The organism is Cellvibrionales bacterium (assembly GCA_016713115.1).
Classification (GTDB): domain Bacteria; phylum Pseudomonadota; class Gammaproteobacteria; order Pseudomonadales; family UBA7239; genus UBA7239.
Genome location: JADJPU010000001.1, coordinates 2,051,187 through 2,071,463 on the forward strand (window position 1 = coordinate 2,051,187; position 20,277 = coordinate 2,071,463).

Genomic DNA, 20,277 nt, shown 5'->3' on the forward strand with positions numbered 1-20,277 from the left:
CGATTAGCTAATGCTGTATTTTGTTAGTGCGACTGGCAATGCAGCCAACAAAGTTTTTGTATAAACATGCTGCGGCTGCGTTAAAACTGTGCGTGTGATGCCGGTTTCGACAATCTCACCGCGATACATCACCGCCACGCGCTCAGCTTGTTGCGCCACTAATGCCAAATCATGCGTGATAAATAAAATACCGAGATTTTTTTCGCGGCGCAGTTCAGCAAGCAGTTGCATCACTTCGGCTTGGGTGGAAACATCCAGCGCGGTAGTAGGTTCATCGGCAATCAAGAGTTGCGGTTTGCAAGCCAGTGCCATGGCAATGGCGGCGCGCTGCAACATGCCGCCAGAAAACTCGTGTGCATAACGCTGCATTTTTTGTGCGGCATCGCGTATCTGCATTCTTTCTAAAAGTTGTATGGCTTCGGCTTCGGCAGCTTTTTTACTGTAACCGTGCAGTACGCGCAGTGGCTCGGCAATTTGGTAACCAATGGTTAAAACGGGATTAAAAGTCGCCATCGGATTTTGAAAAATCATGGCAATTTTTTTTCGCTCAAAGTGCAGGGTTTTCCCAGATACCGATGCATTGTTCGGTAACAGCCCCATAATGACTTGCGCGGTGATGCTTTTGCCGCTGCCAGATTCTCCCACCAGCGCCAGCATTTCGCCTTGTTGCAACTGCAGGCTCACTTTGCGCACCGGATGCACCATGCCTTTCGCAGTGGGAATGCTCACCTGCAAGTTTTCAATGTGCAGCAAGCTCATGTGCGCGACTCCCGTACTTGCACATCCAGTGCATCGCGCAGTGCATCGCCCACCAAGTTAAACGCTAAAACTGTGACGCTGATAAAAAAAGCCGGAAATAATAATTCGTGCGGATGAGTGAGCAGGGTGGATAAACCGTCATTGCACATTGCCCCCCACGAAGTAGCGGGTGGTGTAACACCTAAACCGATAAACGATAAAAAACGCTTCGGTAAAAATAGCAGAGGGAATAGCAAAGCTGAGCGTGACCAAAATGCTAGGCAGCACATTGGGCAGCATGTGTTTGCACACAATATAAAAACCGGACGCGCCTTGTAAGCGCGCGGCATCCACATAGGCCATTTTTCGCAGTTGCAACACCTGGGTGCGCACCAAGCGCGCGGTATTTGGCCAACTCAATAACAGCAGTGCGACAATTAAGGCCGTGATGCCGCTGTCGCCAGGGCCGATACCAAAGGCAATGCGCAACAAAATCACAAACAATAAAAATGGCAGCGCGATCATAAAATCAGCAAAGGCCATCATCAGCGTATCGGTGCGCCCGCCGCGATAACCGGCTATAGCGCCGTACAGCGCGCCGAACAACACATAGAGCAGTGGCGCGGTGAAGCCGATAAATAGTGAGGTGCGACCGCCTTCCATCAAACGCGCCAACATATCGCGACCTAATTTATCGGTACCGAAAGGATGCGCGGGCAGTAATAATCTTTCTGGTGTGGGTTCATTTTTTGATAACAAACCCGATTGCTGTAATTGCGCGAGCGGCGTGGCGTGCGCGACATCCACTGCAATCGTTTGATAATGACTTTTATCGCTCAAGGTTTGCAGTGAATAGTAGTAACGACGATTTTCTAGCAGAAGCGTATCGTCATAGTGCAAAACAGTATCAGCAGCAGTTGCGGTGATATCCGCTAACGGCAAGCCGAGATCTTTCATGCCAGACGGCGGCAAAATATGGCGGTATAACCGATAGTTTTTTATGTCATGCACAGGCCAAGCCAGTGAAACTTTTTCTGTACTCGCACCGGATAAACTTTGAAATTGCGTGACGGGGCTGTTGGATGGTGGATGTAATGCGTTTTGTGTGTCGATCACGGTAGTGAGTACGCCACGATTAGGTGCTTGCGAGATTTGCGTTAAATCAATCGCATTGGCATCTACTCGCCATACCAATTTTCCCAGTGTGCAAAATAAAAAAATCAGCAGTAAAAACGAAAAACCAATCATCGCCGCAGGGTTGTGCATAACATCGCGCTGCACATCGCGCCACAAACTGCTGTGTGTGTTCGCTGTATCACTCATGCGCGCGCATCCTGTAGGCGAATGCGTGGGTCGAGTAGCGCGGTGAATAAATCCACCACCAAAACCATCAGCACTAAAAAACTGCCGTAAAAAACGGTGGTGCCCATAATCACGGTGTAATCGAGTTGTTGCACGGCTTGCACAAAATAGCGACCGAGGCCGGGGATGGCGAATACGGTTTCCACCACAAAACCGCCGGTGGTAATCGCAGCAATCGCTGGCCCTAACAAAGCCAAAACGGGCAGCATGGCGTTGCGCAAACTGTGTATCCAAAAAATTCGCGTGGCTGATAATTGTTTAGCGCGCGCGGTGCGAATGTAAGCGGCGTTTTTCACATCCAGCAAGGATGAACGCATCAAACGCGCCATGTAAGCCATCGTGCCCAGCCCCAATACCCAAGCGGGCAACAACATTTGTGCGATGGATCCCCAACCGGCGAGCGGCAACTGTGTGCCTAGTGATTGATTGAGCCGCAACACAGCCACTTGCGCGAGTGCGGCAAACACAAAACTCGGTACGGAAATACCGGCCACTACCGCGCCCATCAACACATAATCGGGCCAGCGTCGGTGAAAGCGCGCAGCGAGTGCGCCCCACAGCACTGCACCAGCCAGAGCAAATAACAAGGCCAAACAACCGAGTGCAGCAGAGATAGGAAAATGCTCACGGATGATGTCATTCACGGAGCGATTTTGTTGCGTAAAAGAAATGCCAAAATCGCCGTGCAGCATATTGTTAAAAAATAAAAGGTATTGCTGCGCCAGTGGTTTGTTGAGTCCGTATTTTTCCAACAGTGCAGCGCGAATTTCGGTGGGGATCGCTTTTTCATCCGCTAGAGGATCGCCCGGCACCATGTGCATGGCAAAAAAAGTGGCAGTGGCGATAAACCATATTGTGAGTAAACCGGTGGCGATGCGTTTTAGCGTGTAGTGCAGCATCAGTGCTTTCCTTCCTGTGCAATCCATGCGTGACGAAAATCAGGATCATCACCAAAACGGCTGCGGCGCACATTGTGCAAACGCGTATCCAACACATAGAGAATGCCCAGTTCGCTCAGGGGCAGCACGGCAATATCTTGTTGAATAATCGTATCCATTTGTTGAAAAAGCTGATTGCGCTCGGCGGATGCAGGCAGCGCGGCGGCGCGTTCTACCAAGGCATCATAGTGCGGGTTTTGATAGCGTCCATGATTATTGGCATTGGCGGAATGCAGTAAATCGGCAAAGGTCATCGGGTCGTTGTAATCGGGCCCCCAAGCAGAGAGAGCGAGATCAAAATCACCACTGTTTAATTTAGCCAATTTCTGTTTGAAGATTTGTTTGTCGATCACCAAAGTAATACCGAGCGTTTCTTGCAACATGCGCTGCAAATATTCTGCTTGGCGCACCACGGCGGGCGAGTCATAAATCAGCAGAGTCAGCAGTGGTAACTCGACTCTCCCCAATTCTTTTTGGCTTGCGCTAAGGCTTGCTGCGCTGCTGCGATGTTGGGTTCTGGTACAGCGTGATACGGCGCAATACCCGGCAGCCAATCAGGAAAAAAATGCGCGGTGGCTTTGGTGCCAGGAGAGGCGATCACTTTGTTGACCAGTGTATTTCTATCCATCACCAAACTGATAGCTTTGCGTAAATTGGCATTGTGCAGCAGGCGCTGTGGTCGAAAATTAAACTCCATGTAATGCAGCATGCCTTTGTTAAAAGATTGCAGATACAGACGCTGCTCCAAAGCGAGCGGCAGGGTGTCTCGGCTCAACTCGGTAAAAGCAATATCGCCCGCCTGAAAAAGATTCAACAAAGTGCCAGCATCATTGGTGATATGCGGAATGGTTATGCGTTGCAGTTTGACGCGTTCTGCATCCCAATAATTAGGATTTTTTTCCAACACCAAGCTGGCACCGTGTATCCAGTGCGTTAAACGAAAAGCGCCGTTGCACAATAGTTTGTCGGCATCTGCTGCGTAGTTTTTGCTGTGTGCATTGTAAAAATCTTCACGCAGAGGATAGTAAGTAGCAAAAGTGGTCAGGCTGGGAAAATATGCAGTGGCTTGTTCCAGTTCTACGCGCAAATGTTTTGCGTCTTCTGCGTAAACACCTAAAGCATCCAGTGGTAACTTTCCTTCATGCACTTTTTTTGCATTGAGAATGGGATACAAAATAAACGCGTAGCGCGAAGCGGTGCTGGCTTTTAATGCAGTGCGCCAAGCAAACACAAAATCTTGCGCAGTGATCAGTTTGCCATCACACCAGCGCGCGTTGTCGCGCAGGGTAAAACGCACCGTGGTGCCGTCCATGTGCCAGTCTTTTGCTACGCCGCCGGTTAATGCACCTTGTTCGTTATATGTGAGTAAACCTTCTTGCGTGTGTGACAGCACAAAAAAACTCACGCTGTCGGTGGCGGTGAGGCTGTTCAAATTGGGCGGCTCGGTAGTGAGTGCCAATTGGATGCTATTGCTGGCGGGGTCTACGCCGCGCCCTGCAAGGGCAGGGAGGGCGCATAGCAGCAATAAAGCGCAGAGCAAGGCTTTGAGTGCGGGAGGAAACATTATCTAGTGGTCTGTGCGCAGGTGGTATCACAGTAGCATTTTAGGCGGCACTTGGCACAGTTTCCTGTCTGTAATCAATCACTTGAGATGATCTGGGGGGAATGGAACCCCCTTGTTTTTATACGACATGATCTGTCGTACATGAGGGCGATAATAAGTTTCATCCACAGTGCATTAGGAGAGGCTTATGGTCAGTCGCCGCGGTAGAAGGTCTTGGTTGCAGGAGTCGCCAGTGTTGCAGCATCGCACACACGAGCCCGATTTAGTGCGCTTGTGGTTGTTGCGCATGTTGTTTCAGTTTGGATGCTTGGGGCAGTTTGTTCAGAAAGATGATTTTGACAACAGTTCCGTGGCATATTTTTTAGGCTTGAAGGAGTTTGTTGAAGAAGGAAGTTTTGATCGCAAAAAAATACTGGAAAAATTAAAGAATAACCATGCTGAACTGGAGCATCGCTTTGCCAATGGTGATCTGCAATACAGCGAGGTATTAGCAGGCAATATGGCATTGCTGCAGGAAGTGGCAGGCTTGAATGCCGATGAATGCAGCTTGCTGGTGTTTTCTGTGTTGATGGAGACAGATCGCTCGCTATCGCATGCTTGTTCAAGCTGGCTAGATGATGTTAGTGCGCATATTTGTTTTGGCATGTTGTCGCAGATACTGAATATTGAGCACGATTTGGTAATAGCTGCTTTATCCAAGCGTGGAAAGTTAATTCGTTGTGGGTTGCTGTCAATGGATAGCAGTGCTAATTGCAGTGTGCGTCGCCGTATTGATGTATTAGACGGGTTTTCTAACCGTCTACTATCGCCTGTTTCTACGGCAGAGGATTTCTTATCTAATATTGTTAAGAAGGGTAAGATTCCTACGTTGGATGTGGATGATTATCGCCATATACAGAAAGATATGGATTTATTGGTGCGTTATCTACCAGCAGCTATGGCGAATACAAAGTGTGGCGTTAATGTACTTATCTATGGCTCACCTGGAACAGGAAAGAGCGAGTTGGTGCGTTTATTGGCAAAAATACTACAGTTCAATTTATTGGAAGTCTCTTCAGAAGATGAAGATTGTCGATCTATGATTGGTGGGTCACGCTTGCGTGCTTTCAAAGCGGCACAACAGTTTTTCTCATCAAAGAAGGTAATTATTCTTTTTGATGAAATACAGCATTTTTTTGATGATGGAGAAAGTATTTTTGGGAAAAGTACCGCGCAATTGCGCAAGGCAGAAATCAATACACTGCTGGAAGAGAACCCATTACCAGCATTCTGGCTGAGTAATGATGCCAGTTGCATGGATGCGGCGTTTATCAGGCGCTTTGATGTTGTGTTGGAACTGGATGTTCCACCTATGTCTAGAAGGCAAGAGATTTTGAGTCAAGTGGTAGCTGATTTGCCAGTACCTGATGCGCACATTAAACGCATTGCCAAGCACGAATATTTGTCACCGGCGGTGATGCAGCGAGCTGCTTCTGTCGTGCGTGCGGTGTGCAGCAATATGGATGAGGGCGAGGTGCCGCAGTTGTTGGAATCCATGTTTAATCAAACCTTGCAGGCACAAGGTTATGCGTCTATCAAGAAGCAAGCGGCTAATGCTCTGCCAGATTTCTATGACCCAGCTCTAGTTAATGCGGGTGTAGATCTTAAGGCGCTGGCAGAGGGTATACGCAGCAATCCTTCCGCAAGAATTTGTCTGTACGGCCCACCAGGCACAGGAAAAAGTGCGTTCGCACAATGGCTGGCAGAACAGTTGCAGCGACCATTTCACAGTAAAAAACTGTCAGATATTTTGAGTATGTGGGTGGGCGGCACGGAAGCAAACTTGCGCAAGGCGTTTACGGAAGCAGAGCAAGACAATGCCGTGTTGTTGTTGGATGAGGTAGATAGTTTTTTGCAAGATCGCCGCCATGCGCAGCGCAGTTGGGAGATGACGCAAGTGAATGAAATGCTCACACAGATGGAAGCATTTAACGGTTTGTTTATTGCGTCAACCAATTTGATGAGTAACTTGGATCAAGCTGCCTTGCGTCGTTTTGATATGAAAATTCATCTGGATTATTTGCGCCCTGCACAGGCGTGGCAGTTGTTTGATAAACAGTGTGCAGCCATGGGGTTTGCGCAGCCATCGCTGGATTTACAAGAAAGCCTGTATGCCTTGCATTTGCTCACGCCGGGTGACTTTGCCGCTGTGCATCGTCGGCACCGCTTTCATCCTGTTGCTGATGCCAATGCTTTGCTGGAGGGTTTGCGTGAGGAGTGCGCGGTGAAAGAGGGCAGCCAAACGCGCAGAATTGGGTTTGTGTGATATATTTTTTCGTCTTAGTTGATCCTAGTAAATAACTTTACGGTTTGGTATGGAAAATTTTTGGGGGCTTCTTGGTCCTGAATTTTTGCAGAATACGCGACGAACTCGAACCCTTGGACTTGGCGCGTCAGTGCGACGTTTTAACGATCTTGCTGTTCCCGGGTTAGGTGGCGTCTGGTACGGCAAGCAGCTGTTACTTGCGACGCTTGGTGTGGCTGTAGCGGAAGCTGCGCGCAGCCAAGGTGTGAAAGTGCAAAATATTGAAGTGGCGAATGCGATTGAAGCGCTGGCCTGTTGGCTAGCCTTCAAAAGCAATGACTGGAGCGCTGATAGTCGCTTGCGTGGAAATACCAAATTGCGCGGTAAAGATGATTTCAGTTTTCGGCGGGTACGTCAGCAAAATTTCTACGTCACACAGCCCATGCGAATGGCGACCGTCCAGGCCTTGCCCACACTTGGCTTTGTCGAGTCCGACAGCGCACGATTCAATACATTTTGTTGCGCGGAAGGAGGAAGCAATTTCATTGAGCAAGCCACAAGAAACTACAGCCCATATAAAAGATCAGTCATTGGCCATCTGACCAAGTGGGTACTGGGCGAGAGTGACAAGCTGGAGAATTCGCTCCCACTCATTCAGGCACTGTCTCCACTCGACTCTCTCTCAGAAGACGCAATTCGATTACTTCGCGAAAGACTAATTCAAGGAGGGAGCGAATCCCGTGAGGATAAGAAACGGCGAGGTAACGCACTGGCGTGGGTCGAGTCACTCCGAAAAAATAGGCCAGACAGGCTAACGTGGGCGCAGCGTCCGCAAGAAATTTCAGAAGATCATTGGCACGACCTTCAGGCAGGAGCCTTGTTTTTTGAAGCTCGTGAAGCCGCAATTGCCACTCTCGATGCAGCAGAGGTCCATATCGGAAACCAGGGTGCCGGGCAATTCCTATCCTTGAAACATCAAGTTCCTGATTCGCTGGCGCAGTCACTTGAAAAGCTTAAATCCGCAGCAAAACAATATTTGGCGTTTAAGCACATGGATGAGGAAGCCAACAAATTCTGTCGCGAGTGCGTAAATACCGATTCGTCCAGCGTTTTGCGAACCTTGGTCGATCGAGACGGTCATGTTTTGCGCTTAGTAGGCGATGAAATCAAACCAGGGCCGGCATTTCGTGGTTCGATAATGCAGGTTGATGCTGACGATGAAGGTCAAGAAATGCCACAAACGGGTGGCATTCCATTGCCCGAAGGCATCTCTTACCGTGTGCGAAATCTCTATTTTTTGAATCTCGACATGCACGGTGAACTGAACGGATGGCTAAATCAGGGAGCCGGTGAGGGCAAAGTATGAGCCGCAACGGCGAAATCTTGAGGCCGCCGTCGCTAGCACAGCATTTTGATGCGCCAGAGGACTACACCGGACATTTTGGTTGGTTGTGCGGCTATTCTGCGGATGCGTTATTTCTGGATGACGCCACAGAACGCTTTACTCGACTTACTCATTCCCAACGCGCCCACCAAGGCCGTGTTGCGTTCGCCGTGCTGCTTGACCCAGGCAACTCACCCGTTTCTTTGCAAGATGCCCCTGGGGTGGCACATTTGCCGATCATCGATCATGCGAATAAGCCGTTCCGGCTCCTGCATGCCAAGGTCGCGTTGCTGGGCTTCCGACATCAGGAAAATCACAGTCAGTGGCAATTGCGCTTGCTGGTGTCCACCGGCAACTGGACGCGGCAGACACTGGAGGAGAGTTTGGATTTGATGTGGCGGATCGACATCTCCAGCGAATCACTCAGTAACCTGGATGCGGATATCAAACGAGACTGCGCGGATATCAAGGCAGCCTGGGATCTATTGGCGTGGATTCAGAAACTTTTCGACACCCGGTTGCTCAATGCTTCCGCTCATGGTCATGTCAGCGAAACGATGCTCGCGCAGCAGCAAGTCAGGCAATGGATCAATGTGTGCTCGAAAAAGGCAAATGGACAGCCGAGGGTTTTCGACAATCGGAACAAGTCCCTTCTGTCTCAACTACCTGAAAAAATCCAGGCAGACTGCGAGGTAAAACGCAATTATCTGGCCATTGGGTCCGGATTTTATGAAACATCAGATGATCAGCAGAAGCCACCCGAAGTGCCACTTGCCATTCTCAAGACTCTTCGTGGCGAGGGCTTGCTGACTGCGAAATCGGAGGTGGATCTCTATGTCAATCCAAATGCCTGCCAATCCATAGCCACATCGCTGCAACCATTGCGCGACAGTGGCATCACGGTACGTCCTGCAGCTATCCCAACCATTGTGTTCGGTGAAGGAGCACGACGTAGTTTGCATGCAAAATTCCTGTTCAGTGCTAATAGTCGAGACGACTCCAATGCATGCACAAGCTCCTGGGTTTACCTAGGTTCAGGGAACCTGACTCATCCAGGCTTCGCCAACAAGATGAGCTCTGCTGCGGGCAACCTCGAAGCAGGCGTTGTGTTTGCCCCGAACACGCTATGCTGGCAGAAAAACAAGGCTACCCCTGAGCATCAGGTAGTGACGAACTTATTACCCATTCAGAGGGGGGGCGATGAGATTCGTGACGTTTCTAAGCTGAATGCCGGCTCCGGCATGGAGCAACGGGATGCAATTTATGTTGCGCCACCCGTTACCTGGCTCGTATGGCACGAGTCGGATAGTGTTCGCGAATTACGTAGCAACGACAGACGCGTCGCAGATGTCGAGGTGCTTGATTCAGCCGGAGTTGCCTGCTCAAGAACAAAAAATGGATTTGAGTGGTGCGAAGCGCGACCCCGTGAAGTTTGGATGCGCTGGAAAGCGGACGATCAGCAGCTTGAAGCGCGGATACCTGTCGTCGATCAATTCGGGCGTATTGCTGCGACCGAATTGCCGGCCATCGATATTGACGAGGCATGGTGGCAACTCGCGGATTTTCCAATGCCACCGGATGATGATGATGACGACGGAAGCGATGGGGGCGATGAAAACGAAGGCAAGAACAACAAGAAGGGGCACTCTGTACCGATCGCCAGCTATCCGATACGGCAGATGATGGACCTGATCGAAAGCATTGCCGCTAAGCAAATCGAAGTCGATGAAATAGATTGGGCGCTCTGGTGCAATCGTCTTGAGCAAACTTTGGGACAGGCCTGCGACAGCACACCTGTTAAGTATTTTCGCGACGAATTGAAACTGAACCCGCTAAGCTCATTGCGCTACCAGTCTTTTCGCCCATCGTTTGCAGATACCAGCGACTCAGAGCCCGGAAAGCTGTATGACGAGATGTTGCTCAGGATTGAGGAGAGTTGGAAGGTCAATGAATTGAGCCCGATTGGGGATGCTAAATGAGTCAAAGGTTTGGAGGCTGGAACAGAGTCGCAGATCATCTTCTTTCGCTTGTAGATAGTCGTGCAATTGAACTTAACGATGGGCAGGCATCGAGCCTCCGGGAGCTTGCCAAGCGACTACCGAATAACGGCGTGATAATCGCGGACGAAGTGGGCATGGGTAAGACGCGGATAGCTGCGGCGGTCGCCCGGGCTGTGATTGCCGTGGGTGGTCGGGTTGCGATACTGGTGCCACCTGGGTTGGGCTATCAGTGGAGCGATGAATTGCAAACCGCCGGGGTCAATGCGCCGCCGATCTTACGCAGTCTCTGGCAGTATTTGCAGGCATGGGAAACCAAGGATAAGAATGCTCCGTGGTTTATGGAGTCGGCCCTAGTTGTGTCTCATGCTTTCACGAACTGGCGGCTTGGAGAGAACACCGTCCCTTGGCGCTGGGCTCTGCTCCCAGAAATATATGCTAGATGGCGAAAGCAAGCGAACGGGCGTTGGCCACGCGATTATTGCAGTAACAAGATGCTCGACGACGTGTGGGTTCGACAAGCTGCGGAGAGCATCGTCAATGTAATATGCGCCAGCCCAGACAATCACCCTACACGAAAACTCATTGAGGAATTAGCTGAAACGACACCTTGGCCTGGCGCTCTGACTGCTGGCGAATATGGGCATAACGCACAATTGCGTCCTTGGCTGGAACGTGCGGTCGGACTTGGGCTGGGTGTTTTTGATCTGGTCATTGTTGATGAGGCACACAAAAGCAGGGGGCAAGACAGTGGGCTAAATCGATTGTTAACTGAGGTCGTACTGAAATCTGTCGATACCCGCTGCCTAGCAATGACCGCAACGCCAGTTGAGCTCGATGCGACACAATGGACGCAAATGCTGGGACGCATCAGAGTTGATAATGTACCGAAAGCAGCAGCAACTACAGCCATTTCGAATTATGCGCAAGCTGTAGCTAGGGTAAGGCAATGCCCGAGTGACAAGGAGGTGCGCAAGGAATTCAAAGAATCGGCCACTGCATTCAAGCTGGCACTAAATGACTATCTGCTGCGACGTGATAAACGGAAAGATCCTGCGGTCATCAAGTTTCAGAATTCATCTGGCGAGAGCTATCACGCCTACCGGCACGAACAGGAAATCCTGGTCGATACAGCCCAACTATCTTCCGAATGGAAACGAGCTGTATGCGCAGCTGAGGCGTTGTCGTTTGTTGCACGTCAATCCGACTGTACGGTTGCCAAGCGGCTGCGCCTAACCTTAGGCAATGGTCATGGCATTGCCGCGCTGATTGATCAGCTGCATCCCGATGACAAAGATGACCATGAACAAACTGACGCTGATGGAGTTCTTGGGATCACTGCACAGTGTGACGAAGAAGCAGATCTGACGACTCGCAAGCGTCGGCTACGCGCTGAGTGGTGGCAGAACGTTATGGCCCAGCCGTTCATGAAGAACGATGGCTCGGAGTTATTTGACCACCCGGCAATTCTGGCCGCTGTTGAAGAAATTGAGGCTACTTGTCGGCAAGGGGAAAAAGTTCTGGTGTTCGGTCGGTTCACGCGCCCATTACGAGCATTGGTGCAGCTGCTCAATGCTCGGGAGATGCTACGGTGCGTGGATAAAAATCTGCCTTGGCCACAATCGAAAGTGCATGAGAACGATAACTGGAATGCCATCCTTGCTGCTCATCGGCAGTTGGAAAGGCAAGAAAATTTGGATCGCCAAGTTTTGGATGATGCTCTCGCGAAGCAATACCACAAAATCGAGAATCAGCGCCGCGATATTCGGGAAAAACTAATTAGTCACATCGAGGAAGGTTTCAGCTGCAAGCGACCAGACAAACGTGTGCGAGCGCTGTTTGATGTCTTTAAGAAAGCAGCTAATGAGGATTCGGAACAGGTTCAAGGCAACGACGATCATGTCTTGGCAATAGTTGCTCGAGCAATGCAAGAATTGGTACAGGCTAATACCGAGAATGCCACGTCGTCCGATTTCGCGCAGGCCTTTATTGATTTAGTGGCGGCGGCAAGTGATCGTGACGAAGGCGATGCAGATGGTGATGGGCAGTTGGATGAAGTGGAAGCATCTGGTCTCTGGGCTGAACTCAAAATCAGGCTACACGAGGAATACAACCGCCCTGAAGGTGGATATGCACGGCTAATGTTTGGGGAAACAAAACCAGCGACTCGGCGCTTCTTGCAATTGGCCTTTAATCGAAAGCAAGGTCACCCAAAGGTATTGGTAGCGCAATCGTTAGTGGGTCGTGAAGGGCTTAATCTTCACAAGGCATGTCGCACAGTTTTGCTACTGCACCCAGAGTGGAATCCTGGCGTGGTTGAGCAGCAGATTGGTCGAGTCGATAGGATCGGCAGTTTGTGGGAAGAAAAACTGAATCAGGTGATCGCTGACAAGCAAGTGAATGGCGACCTTCCTAGAATCGAAATTCGACCAGTTGTTTTCCGGGGAACGTATGATGAGAAAAACTGGCAGGTACTACATGATCGATGGGATGACCTACGCGCACAACTTCACGGCATAGTCATCTCTCCGCGCGTTGCCGAAAAATATTCGGATGCCGAAGAAATGATCGCAGAGATAAATGGTGCGGCCCCAAATTTTTCTCCTCAAAAATAAAAGAGTTTTGTATGTGTGGCTACTGTACAGAACACATTGCGCTGCATATTGCAGCGCATCAACGTCAGCACCATGGTTTGTCTGATGATGGCAGGCGTGATGGCAGTTTTGCTGTTTTTCAGGAGTTTGATCGGCTGTTGGTAGATACAAGCTGTGAGAGTTTCCTTGATGAACAGCTTGTCGGTATTGATGAAAAAGTGTACGTTTATACGGCTTATTTATTATTGGCAAGAAATATAATTAGCCAGCGTGAAAAGTTAATGGGTTACACGCCGCGCGCTACATTTTGGCTAAATAAAGCCGAACAACTCACGGGCATTTCTTTGAGATGGGCGCAAGCGCCATCGGCGGATTATTTAGTGCAACGTTTCTTGTTACTGCGTGAATATATTGAGTGCTGTATTACTGCGTTGCCAGTAGATGATGTTGCTTCAGATAAATCGGTATCTCAGTTTGATGTGTTGGCGCATTTGCCAGCTTTGGTTGAGGCTGTTTTGTTGCTGGAAGCAGGGTATGGTTCTGCTGACGAGCAATCGTTACTGTTCAGGCTGGCATCTGGCTGTTTGTGTTGTGGTGTGCCGGAGTTTTTCAGTGTGGATTTGTGGCTGCAACGCTTGGCTATTTGCGCGTTGTGGCGCAGGTTTGGTATAGAGGCAATAGAGGAATTAATTCATCGCCATACGCGGCCATTGTTGTTGTGGTATTTGCACGAGCGCTTGGGTTTATCTGTTATTGATCGTAGGGCGATAGTAAGTTTGCTGATAGAAAAGGGGAAATACGACTCTCCACTAGGCGAATATGACTGGGTGGTGGAGCAGTTGCAGTCGCCATAGTGTTTTACTTGACTACGGGATAAAAAATCTCTCCCCAATTTTCATCGTTGGCTTCCATCATGGTCGCAATAATCAGGGGCATCAGCGTTAGCATAATGCTACAAGCGTCTTTCACTTGCTGGCGATTGATTTTGCTGTTCCATGTTGCGCCGCCGTGCATTAATTGGTTGCGTAGTACATAAAGTCTATCCAGCACTACGCCGAGTAGCTCAGGGACTTTTTCTCCATCAAAAACATCATGGCGGTTTTGGAGGCTTTATCAAAACGGCTTTTCCAGTCAGTAGTGTCTTTTTGATTATTAGCCAGCATCCGCTGAGCTTCCCAAAATGGCGCAAATACATATTGGTTGCTGATGAGTGTGCGAATGGAGCCGCTGTAGGTTTGCATCAAAGTTTGATGAAGGGTTCCTGCTGTATCGTGTTTCACCAGTTTGTGCATAAAACGCTGGAAAGTATCGCGCTCACCAATGGATTGGTGTTTTTCTTCATCAATGCTGTAGCAGGCATTGAAGGCAATCCACAGGGAAATAAATTGCAAGTCTGGATTGTTTTTTTGTGTTTCTGCGCAGTTCAGCCAACTGATCGCACGGTGTAAGCGCACAGCGTGTGCTTCCGGCATGTTTTCGCGCCGGTTGCGCAGTTTTTCTTGGAGTGTTGTGGTTGTCATGGTGAGTCACTGCCTTTCTGTTTTTCTTCTGTCTTGCCGGTTTTCTTCTGCTCTTTTTTCTTGTCGGTATGCACGGCTGCTTTGTTGAATTGCCCAGCGGTGCGCGCCACAGGGTTGCGTTTGGCGGGGGCTTCAGGTTTTTTCTTGCGGGGCATTTTCATTCCTGTGCGTTACACGGTGGATAGCTAGATCTATGAATGCTATTTAAATACAGTTATGCGTACACATCCACCAACCCCTGCGCCATTTTCTGTATCCATTTCTTAACGGAAGCAGGTTTATGCACAACAACTTCTGCGCCGAAGCCTAGCAGCCACTGGCGCAGCTCCAGTGTGTCTTCGGCGCTGAAGTTAATCATTCTGTTGCCGTCATCCAGTGCTGTAATTTTTTGTGTATGACTGATGCGGTTTTCGTCGAGATAATCGGCAATCTCTTGGGTTACTTCGATTTCGAATTTTTGGGTTGCCCGGATCCAGTTGCCAACTCATCAATCCACTATTTAATGCGTCATCCAAATTAAAGTTTTCGGGACGATGCGATCTGTCATGGCCACGGTAGCGCTGCGCAAACGGTGCAGGGCGGTGATGCGAATATCACTGTAGCTGTAATAAGTAGAAACCAGATACAGCATGGTGCCGCGCATCACCAAGCCGAGCGGGTTAACAGTGGATTCTTTGCCGCTGCGATTGGTGATGCACAGTTGGCGATTACAGCCGAGTGCATCAAAAATATTGCTCATCACTTCGGGGGCAATCTCTGCCGGTTGCAGAGCAAAGCCGCGCGGTACTAAGCGTACAGAATCTGCCCAGGTTTTTTTGCGTCCACTTTTGTCTTGCGTTTTGAGTGTTTCGCGCGCTTGGTTGACGAGTGCAGCAAGGCTGTCGGATGCTTGTTTGGGAATCAGCGGACGCAAGTTTTGTTCGGCCATCAATAAAGTAAGCGCAGTGTCGGTATTCATTGCCGGCCATTGATTAGCGGTGCCTTTATCAAAATACCAGCGCAATTCGCGGCCGCGCCCTTGCGTGCTGTCTAAGCGAAAATGTGTGCTCAAGCGGCTTAAATCGCGCTGAATGGTGCGCACATCAACGGCGTAACCTTCGTCATCCAATTTGTGTTGCAGTTCGGCGGCACTGATATGTCTTGGTGCTAGCGGAATGTGCGACAACATGGCGATGTAACGCATGGCGGTGTCGCGGGCTTGTGCTTCTTTATCAATGGCCATCACGCGGCTTTCCTTATTTTTGTCAGTCAGCATAACGGTGCTACGGTATCATTCATGCCACAATTTTTTAACTTTCTCTTTTTGTTGAGGTGATACATGGGGCCATTAAACGGTTTGCGCGTAATTGAATTGGCTGGCATTGGCCCAACGCCGTTTGGCGCGATGATGCTCGCGGACATGGGGGCGGAGGTCATCACCATTGAACGCGCGGCAGGCATCCCTGGCTTGCGCCCGCAAGATGCCACGCTGCGCAATCGTCGCTCCATCGTGGTGAATTTGAAGAAGCCGGAAGGTGTCGAGCTGGTGCTGAAATTGTGTGAGAGCGCCGATGCGTTGATCGAAGGTTATCGCCCTGGCGTAGCCGAACGCTTGGGACTGGGGCCGGAAGCCGTGCAGGCGCGCAATCCTAAATTGGTGTACGCGCGCATGACGGGTTGGGGGCAAACGGGGCCGCTGGCGCAAACCGTGGGGCATGACATCAATTACATCGCTATCACCGGCGCGCTGGAAAAAATGGGGCGCGACGCCGGCCGGCCGGTGCCACCGTTGAATTTGGTGGGTGATTTTGGCGGCGGTGGTTTGTTCATGGCGTACGGTGTGGTGTGCGCGCTGCTGGAAGCGCAAAAATCTGGCAAAGGGCAGGTGGTGGACGCGGCGATTGTGGATGGCGCGGCAACATTAATGGCGTATTTGTACGCCTACGAAAAAAATCCGTTTTTCATGCCGTACAAAAATCGCGGTTCGCATTTGTTTGGCGGCAGCAATCATTTTTACAACACTTTTGAATGTGCCGATGGCAAGTTTGTGTCTGTCGGCGCGTTGGAAGCGCATTTTTATCTCGACTTTATTGAGCGCCTCGGCGTAGACAAAGCCGAGTTTGAACAGCAGTGGTTGGGTTCGCCTGAGCAAGACATCAGCAAAGTTCCCGCGCTGGAAGCGAAAGTTATTGCAGTGTTCAAAACCAAAACGCGCGACGAATGGGTGAAAGTTTTTGAAGGCAGCAACGCCTGTTTTGCGCCGGTGTTGGATATTCAGGAAGCGGCGCAGTATCCGCACAACGTCGAACGCAAAGCCTTTATTGAAGTGGATGGCCTGCTGCAACACGCGCCTGCGCCGCGCTTCTCGCGCAGTGAGCCAGCAACGCCTATTGCGCCGCGCGTAGCGGGTGAAGATACCAATGCCGTGCTGAGTGATTTTGGCTACAACGCAGAAGCGGTGGCGGCACTGCGCGAGGCGGGGGTGGTGGCGGGCTAACCAGCCCTGTAGGAATACTGTATAAAAAATCACTGTTGATCTATACAGTATCAAAAAAGCGGTGTATGCTTGCCCTGCAAGTCGAGAGGGGTGGGCGTTGAGGCTCTCCCAATTAACAGTCAGGCCGCAAGCGGCTATATAGATAAGAGGGCAAGACAATGGATGCAAACAAGGAAAAGGCGCTGGCCGCCGCACTGGGGCAGATCGAGCGCCAATTTGGTAAAGGCACGGTTATGCGCATGGGTGAAAAGGCGCATGAGGATATTCCCGCTATCTCCACCGGCTCGTTAGGTTTGGATATTGCCTTGGGTATCGGTGGCTTGCCGCGCGGTCGCATTGTTGAGATCTACGGCCCTGAGTCTTCTGGTAAAACCACGCTGACCCTGCAAGTGATTGCGGAGTGCCAAAAAGCGGGCGGTACAGCCGCTTTTATCGACGCCGAACACGCACTCGACCCTATTTATGCGGGCAAATTGGGCGTCAATGTTGAAGATTTGATTGTCTCCCAGCCAGATACTGGCGAGCAGGGTTTGGAAGTGGCCGATATGTTGGTGCGTTCTAACGCGGTGGATGTGCTGGTAATCGACTCGGTGGCCGCCTTGGTACCAAAAGCAGAGATTGAAGGTGAGATGGGTGATACCCATGTCGGTCTGCAGGCGCGCTTGATGTCACAAGCGCTGCGCAAGCTGACCGGCAACATCAAAAACGCCAATTGCCTCGTTATCTTCATCAACCAAATTCGCATGAAGATCGGCGTGATGTTCGGCAGCCCAGAAACTACCACCGGCGGCAACGCCCTGAAGTTCTACTCCTCAGTGCGCTTGGATATCCGTCGTATCGGCTCAGTAAAAGAGGGCGACGAAGTAGTGGGCAGCGAGACGCGCGTGAAAGTGGTGAAAAACAAGGTGGCGCCGCCGTTCAAACAGGTCGAGTTCCAGATCATGTACGGCCAAGGTATCAACCGTATGGGCGAAATTATCGACATCAGTGTCAACGATGGCTATGTCGAGAAGTCCGGCGCGTGGTACAGCTATCAAGGCGACAAAATTGGTCAAGGAAAAGCCAATGCAATCAAATACTTGCAGGATAATCCTCAAGTAGCTAGCGAGCTGGAAGCGAAGATACGCGGCGCATATTTGCAGGGACCGGTGGAGAGTCGCAAGCAGACGGCTGTTGTAGTCGCCGCTGAAGAAGTAGACCTCTAAACAACATGAACTACAGAGAGTTACATCTCTAATTCACATTAGAAACTCTCTGTAGTTATTTGTTTTTAAACACTATTTAGGTGATGTATGGATTTGACTACCCAAATCCGTGGGGCGGCGTTTGTCTTTTTGGGGCAGCGCGAGCACTCACGCCGTGAATTGCTGAGCAAGTTGGCTGACAAGTTCAACCTACCGGTGGATGCCATTGAATTACAGCAGTGCTTGGCGCGCTTGGCGGAAGATGGTTACCAGAGCGACGAGCGTTTTGCTGAGGTGTTCGTGCGCAGCAGAAAAGCGCGTGGCTACGGCCCCATCTTTATTGAACAGGAGTTGCGCCGCCGTGGTTTGGAAACCACGCTGGTGGTGGAATCCGTGCGGCGCAGTGATACAGGCTGGTTGTCTTTGGCGAGTGAAGCTAAGCGCAAGAAGTTTGGTGTCGGCTTGATAACAGCCTTCCAAGAAAAGGCAAAGGTTGCACGCTTCCTACAATATCGTGGCTTTTTGCCTCTGCAAATTGACGGAGCGCTGCGCGGCTGAGTAGCCGTGCAGTCTCCGTGTTGTAGGTTGTTTAGATTTTGAAGAATCGAATGGCAGCTTCCAAATCTTTGACTTGCTCATGAATCGTGCTGGCAGAATCAGAGAGTTCGGTCGAAGAGTGGGCGCTCAATTGAGTAGAGCTTTCGATCTGCGTTACCGCGCGATGAATTTGCTCCACGCCACCTTGTTGCTCATCCGAAGCGTGGCTGATTTCTTGCACCAAATCAGCGGTTTGCACCACTTGCGACACAATTTGATCGAGCAGGGTGATGACTTCGTTGCTCACACCGGAACTATTGGCCACCAAGGCAGCAATTTCAGAGGCGGCTGTGCGGCTCTGCTCCGCCAGCTTGCGCACTTCGCCCGCGACCACGGCAAAGCCTCGACCGTGCTCACCTGCGCGTGCTGCTTCAATTTCGGCGTTGAGCGCCAGCAAATTGGTGCGTTGCGCAATTTCATTAATAACGCCAATGCGCTGCGTGATTTTTTGCATTTCAGAAACGGCGTCTTTCATCACCACGCTGCCTTGACGCACGCTATCGGCAGCGGCAGTGGCAATTTGCTCGGTGGCGCGCGCATTGTCGGCATTCTGGCTGATGGTAACGCTCATTTCTTCCAGAGCGGCCGAGGTTTCTTCGGCACTGGCGGCTTGCTCTTCGGCGCTGACACTCACGCGCACCGCGCTATCGTGAATACTGGCTGAAGCCACGGAGAGTGCGTTGGTAGTGGCAACTAGCTGGCTGATGACGCTGTGCAGTTTTTCCAAAAAGGCATTGAACATATCGACAATGCTGCCCAGTTCGTCGTTGCTGGTTTTTTTCAGTCGATGCGTTAAATCGCCGTCACCATCCTGCAAATCTTTCAGAGCCTCCAGCATATTGTTGATGGGACGAGTGATGGCATTGCGCATGATGATAAAGGTCAGCCAGCACACCAGCAGGCCAAAGCTAATGCCCACGGCACTGACCGAAAGGCGCAAGTTTAAGAGTGCTGCGCTCAGGGCTTCGTGGCTGTCAATTTCGCTGACCAGCAGCCAAGTGTTGCCGTCAATGACCACTGGCGTCCAAGCGCCGATCACTTTTTTGCCGCGATAGTTGATGTAGTGCCCAGCACCTTCCTCGGTCACATCCATGAAGCGGCTGTTGTGAGCGGGTTCAGTTTGGAGACGCAGCGGGCTGGCGTTGTCGCCCTTGATGTTGACCAAATAGGTTTCGCCGTTTTCGCCCAATCCCACTTTTTGCCACTGCTGGTGCCATGCCATCTCTTCGTAAAAGTCTTTCAAAATAGGTGACAGCGCACGCCCTTTGTCTTCTTGCGCGGTCCAGCCTTCGATCAAGCCAGCCAGCATGCCGCTATTAAAACGGTTGGCTTCCTGCCACTCATTAATCTCCTGTTTCTTGATGTCTCGCAGCGCCGCGACTTTGGCTTCCACGGTTTGCTGAATGTGTCGCATCCCCACTTCAACGGTGATACTGCCCACGGCAGTCATGGCGACAACGCTGAAAATAACTTGCAGAGCCAAAATTTTGCGGATCAGGGAAAAGTCTTTGAACTTCACTGCACGGTTCTCCTTGCACGGTCAATAGTGTCGCAATCTACCACAAGCATCGTTGCGTTAGTCGCTGCCTAGCCGCGTTTGCTGCGCGGTTGTTTCCTGTTATGTTGTCCGGCTGGAATG

The 20,277-nt window shown here is 50.7% G+C and carries 20 protein-coding genes; 8 read left to right on the plus strand and 12 right to left on the minus strand.

Annotation, left to right across the window (positions count from 1 at the left end; genetic code table 11):
• Positions 1–3 precede the first annotated feature (3 nt).
• The 6 genes from IPK30_10070 to IPK30_10095 are packed head-to-tail and all read right to left on the minus strand — an operon-like array spanning position 4 to position 4,602.
• On the minus strand, positions 4–759 hold the full coding sequence (locus IPK30_10070; GenBank protein ID MBK8103594.1) for an ABC transporter ATP-binding protein: 756 nt from the start codon (positions 757–759) through the stop codon (positions 4–6).
• On the minus strand, positions 756–908 hold the full coding sequence (locus tag IPK30_10075) for a hypothetical protein (GenBank protein MBK8103595.1): 153 nt from the start codon (positions 906–908) through the stop codon (positions 756–758). Before IPK30_10075 ends, IPK30_10070 begins: the two co-directional genes overlap by 4 nt.
• Positions 898–2,061 carry an ABC transporter permease gene (locus tag IPK30_10080; protein MBK8103596.1) on the minus strand — a complete coding sequence of 388 codons (1,164 nt, stop codon included), beginning with the start codon at positions 2,059–2,061 and terminating at the stop codon, positions 898–900. Before IPK30_10080 ends, IPK30_10075 begins: the two co-directional genes overlap by 11 nt.
• Positions 2,058–2,999 carry an ABC transporter permease gene (locus IPK30_10085; GenBank protein MBK8103597.1) on the minus strand — a complete coding sequence of 314 codons (942 nt, stop codon included), beginning with the start codon at positions 2,997–2,999 and terminating at the stop codon, positions 2,058–2,060. The genes IPK30_10080 and IPK30_10085 overlap by 4 nt, the downstream gene beginning before the upstream one ends.
• The gene (locus tag IPK30_10090) at positions 2,999–3,505 is read right to left on the minus strand and encodes a hypothetical protein (GenBank protein MBK8103598.1); all 507 of its coding nucleotides are present in this window, start codon (positions 3,503–3,505) and stop codon (positions 2,999–3,001) included. The genes IPK30_10085 and IPK30_10090 overlap by 1 nt, the downstream gene beginning before the upstream one ends.
• Complete coding sequence (locus IPK30_10095; protein MBK8103599.1) at positions 3,478–4,602, minus strand: peptide ABC transporter substrate-binding protein; 1,125 nt, start codon at positions 4,600–4,602, stop codon at positions 3,478–3,480. Before IPK30_10095 ends, IPK30_10090 begins: the two co-directional genes overlap by 28 nt.
• 187 nt (positions 4,603–4,789) lie before the next feature.
• Between IPK30_10095 and IPK30_10100 the strand changes: the two genes are divergently transcribed.
• The 5 genes from IPK30_10100 to IPK30_10120 are packed head-to-tail and all read left to right on the plus strand — an operon-like array spanning position 4,790 to position 13,715.
• Entirely contained in the window at positions 4,790–6,907 is a 2,118-nt protein-coding gene (locus IPK30_10100) for an ATP-binding protein (GenBank protein ID MBK8103600.1), read from the plus strand.
• 49 nt (positions 6,908–6,956) lie between these two features.
• Positions 6,957–8,252 (plus strand): hypothetical protein, encoded by a 1,296-nt coding sequence (locus IPK30_10105; GenBank protein ID MBK8103601.1) that lies wholly within the window; start codon positions 6,957–6,959, stop codon positions 8,250–8,252.
• Positions 8,249–10,249 (plus strand): hypothetical protein, encoded by a 2,001-nt coding sequence (locus IPK30_10110; GenBank protein ID MBK8103602.1) that lies wholly within the window; start codon positions 8,249–8,251, stop codon positions 10,247–10,249. The genes IPK30_10105 and IPK30_10110 overlap by 4 nt, the downstream gene beginning before the upstream one ends.
• On the plus strand, positions 10,246–12,882 hold the full coding sequence (locus IPK30_10115; GenBank protein MBK8103603.1) for a type III restriction endonuclease subunit R: 2,637 nt from the start codon (positions 10,246–10,248) through the stop codon (positions 12,880–12,882). The genes IPK30_10110 and IPK30_10115 overlap by 4 nt, the downstream gene beginning before the upstream one ends.
• Positions 12,883–12,893: 11 nt before the next feature.
• On the plus strand, positions 12,894–13,715 hold the full coding sequence (locus IPK30_10120) for a hypothetical protein (protein MBK8103604.1): 822 nt from the start codon (positions 12,894–12,896) through the stop codon (positions 13,713–13,715).
• Positions 13,716–13,719: 4 nt separating this feature from the next.
• On the opposite strand, the gene IPK30_10125 is transcribed toward IPK30_10120, so the two are convergent.
• The 5 genes from IPK30_10125 to IPK30_10145 are packed head-to-tail and all read right to left on the minus strand — an operon-like array spanning position 13,720 to position 15,603.
• Positions 13,720–13,911, minus strand: a complete 192-nt coding sequence (locus tag IPK30_10125) for a hypothetical protein (GenBank protein ID MBK8103605.1) — start codon at positions 13,909–13,911, stop codon at positions 13,720–13,722.
• On the minus strand, positions 13,911–14,381 hold the full coding sequence (locus IPK30_10130) for a hypothetical protein (GenBank protein MBK8103606.1): 471 nt from the start codon (positions 14,379–14,381) through the stop codon (positions 13,911–13,913). Before IPK30_10130 ends, IPK30_10125 begins: the two co-directional genes overlap by 1 nt.
• Positions 14,378–14,536, minus strand: coding sequence for a hypothetical protein (locus IPK30_10135; GenBank protein MBK8103607.1), 159 nt, complete (start codon positions 14,534–14,536; stop codon positions 14,378–14,380). Before IPK30_10135 ends, IPK30_10130 begins: the two co-directional genes overlap by 4 nt.
• A gap of 59 nt (positions 14,537–14,595) precedes the next feature.
• Positions 14,596–14,853 (minus strand): WYL domain-containing protein, encoded by a 258-nt coding sequence (locus IPK30_10140; GenBank protein MBK8103608.1) that lies wholly within the window; start codon positions 14,851–14,853, stop codon positions 14,596–14,598.
• Between the two features lie 27 nt (positions 14,854–14,880).
• A complete protein-coding gene (locus IPK30_10145; protein ID MBK8103609.1) occupies positions 14,881–15,603 on the minus strand; it encodes a WYL domain-containing protein in 723 nt (240 codons plus the stop codon).
• Positions 15,604–15,699: 96 nt separating this feature from the next.
• Between IPK30_10145 and IPK30_10150 the strand changes: the two genes are divergently transcribed.
• From IPK30_10150 to IPK30_10160, 3 genes are all read left to right on the plus strand, one after another.
• Positions 15,700–16,857 carry a CoA transferase gene (locus IPK30_10150; GenBank protein MBK8103610.1) on the plus strand — a complete coding sequence of 386 codons (1,158 nt, stop codon included), beginning with the start codon at positions 15,700–15,702 and terminating at the stop codon, positions 16,855–16,857.
• Between the two features lie 158 nt (positions 16,858–17,015).
• Complete coding sequence (gene recA, locus IPK30_10155; protein ID MBK8103611.1) at positions 17,016–18,062, plus strand: recombinase RecA; 1,047 nt, start codon at positions 17,016–17,018, stop codon at positions 18,060–18,062.
• A gap of 87 nt (positions 18,063–18,149) precedes the next feature.
• Entirely contained in the window at positions 18,150–18,599 is a 450-nt protein-coding gene (locus IPK30_10160) for a regulatory protein RecX (GenBank protein MBK8103612.1), read from the plus strand.
• Between the two features lie 31 nt (positions 18,600–18,630).
• Here the strand turns inward: IPK30_10160 and IPK30_10165 are convergent, their stop codons facing one another.
• A complete protein-coding gene (locus tag IPK30_10165; protein MBK8103613.1) occupies positions 18,631–20,157 on the minus strand; it encodes a HAMP domain-containing protein in 1,527 nt (508 codons plus the stop codon).
• Positions 20,158–20,277 lie beyond the last annotated feature (120 nt).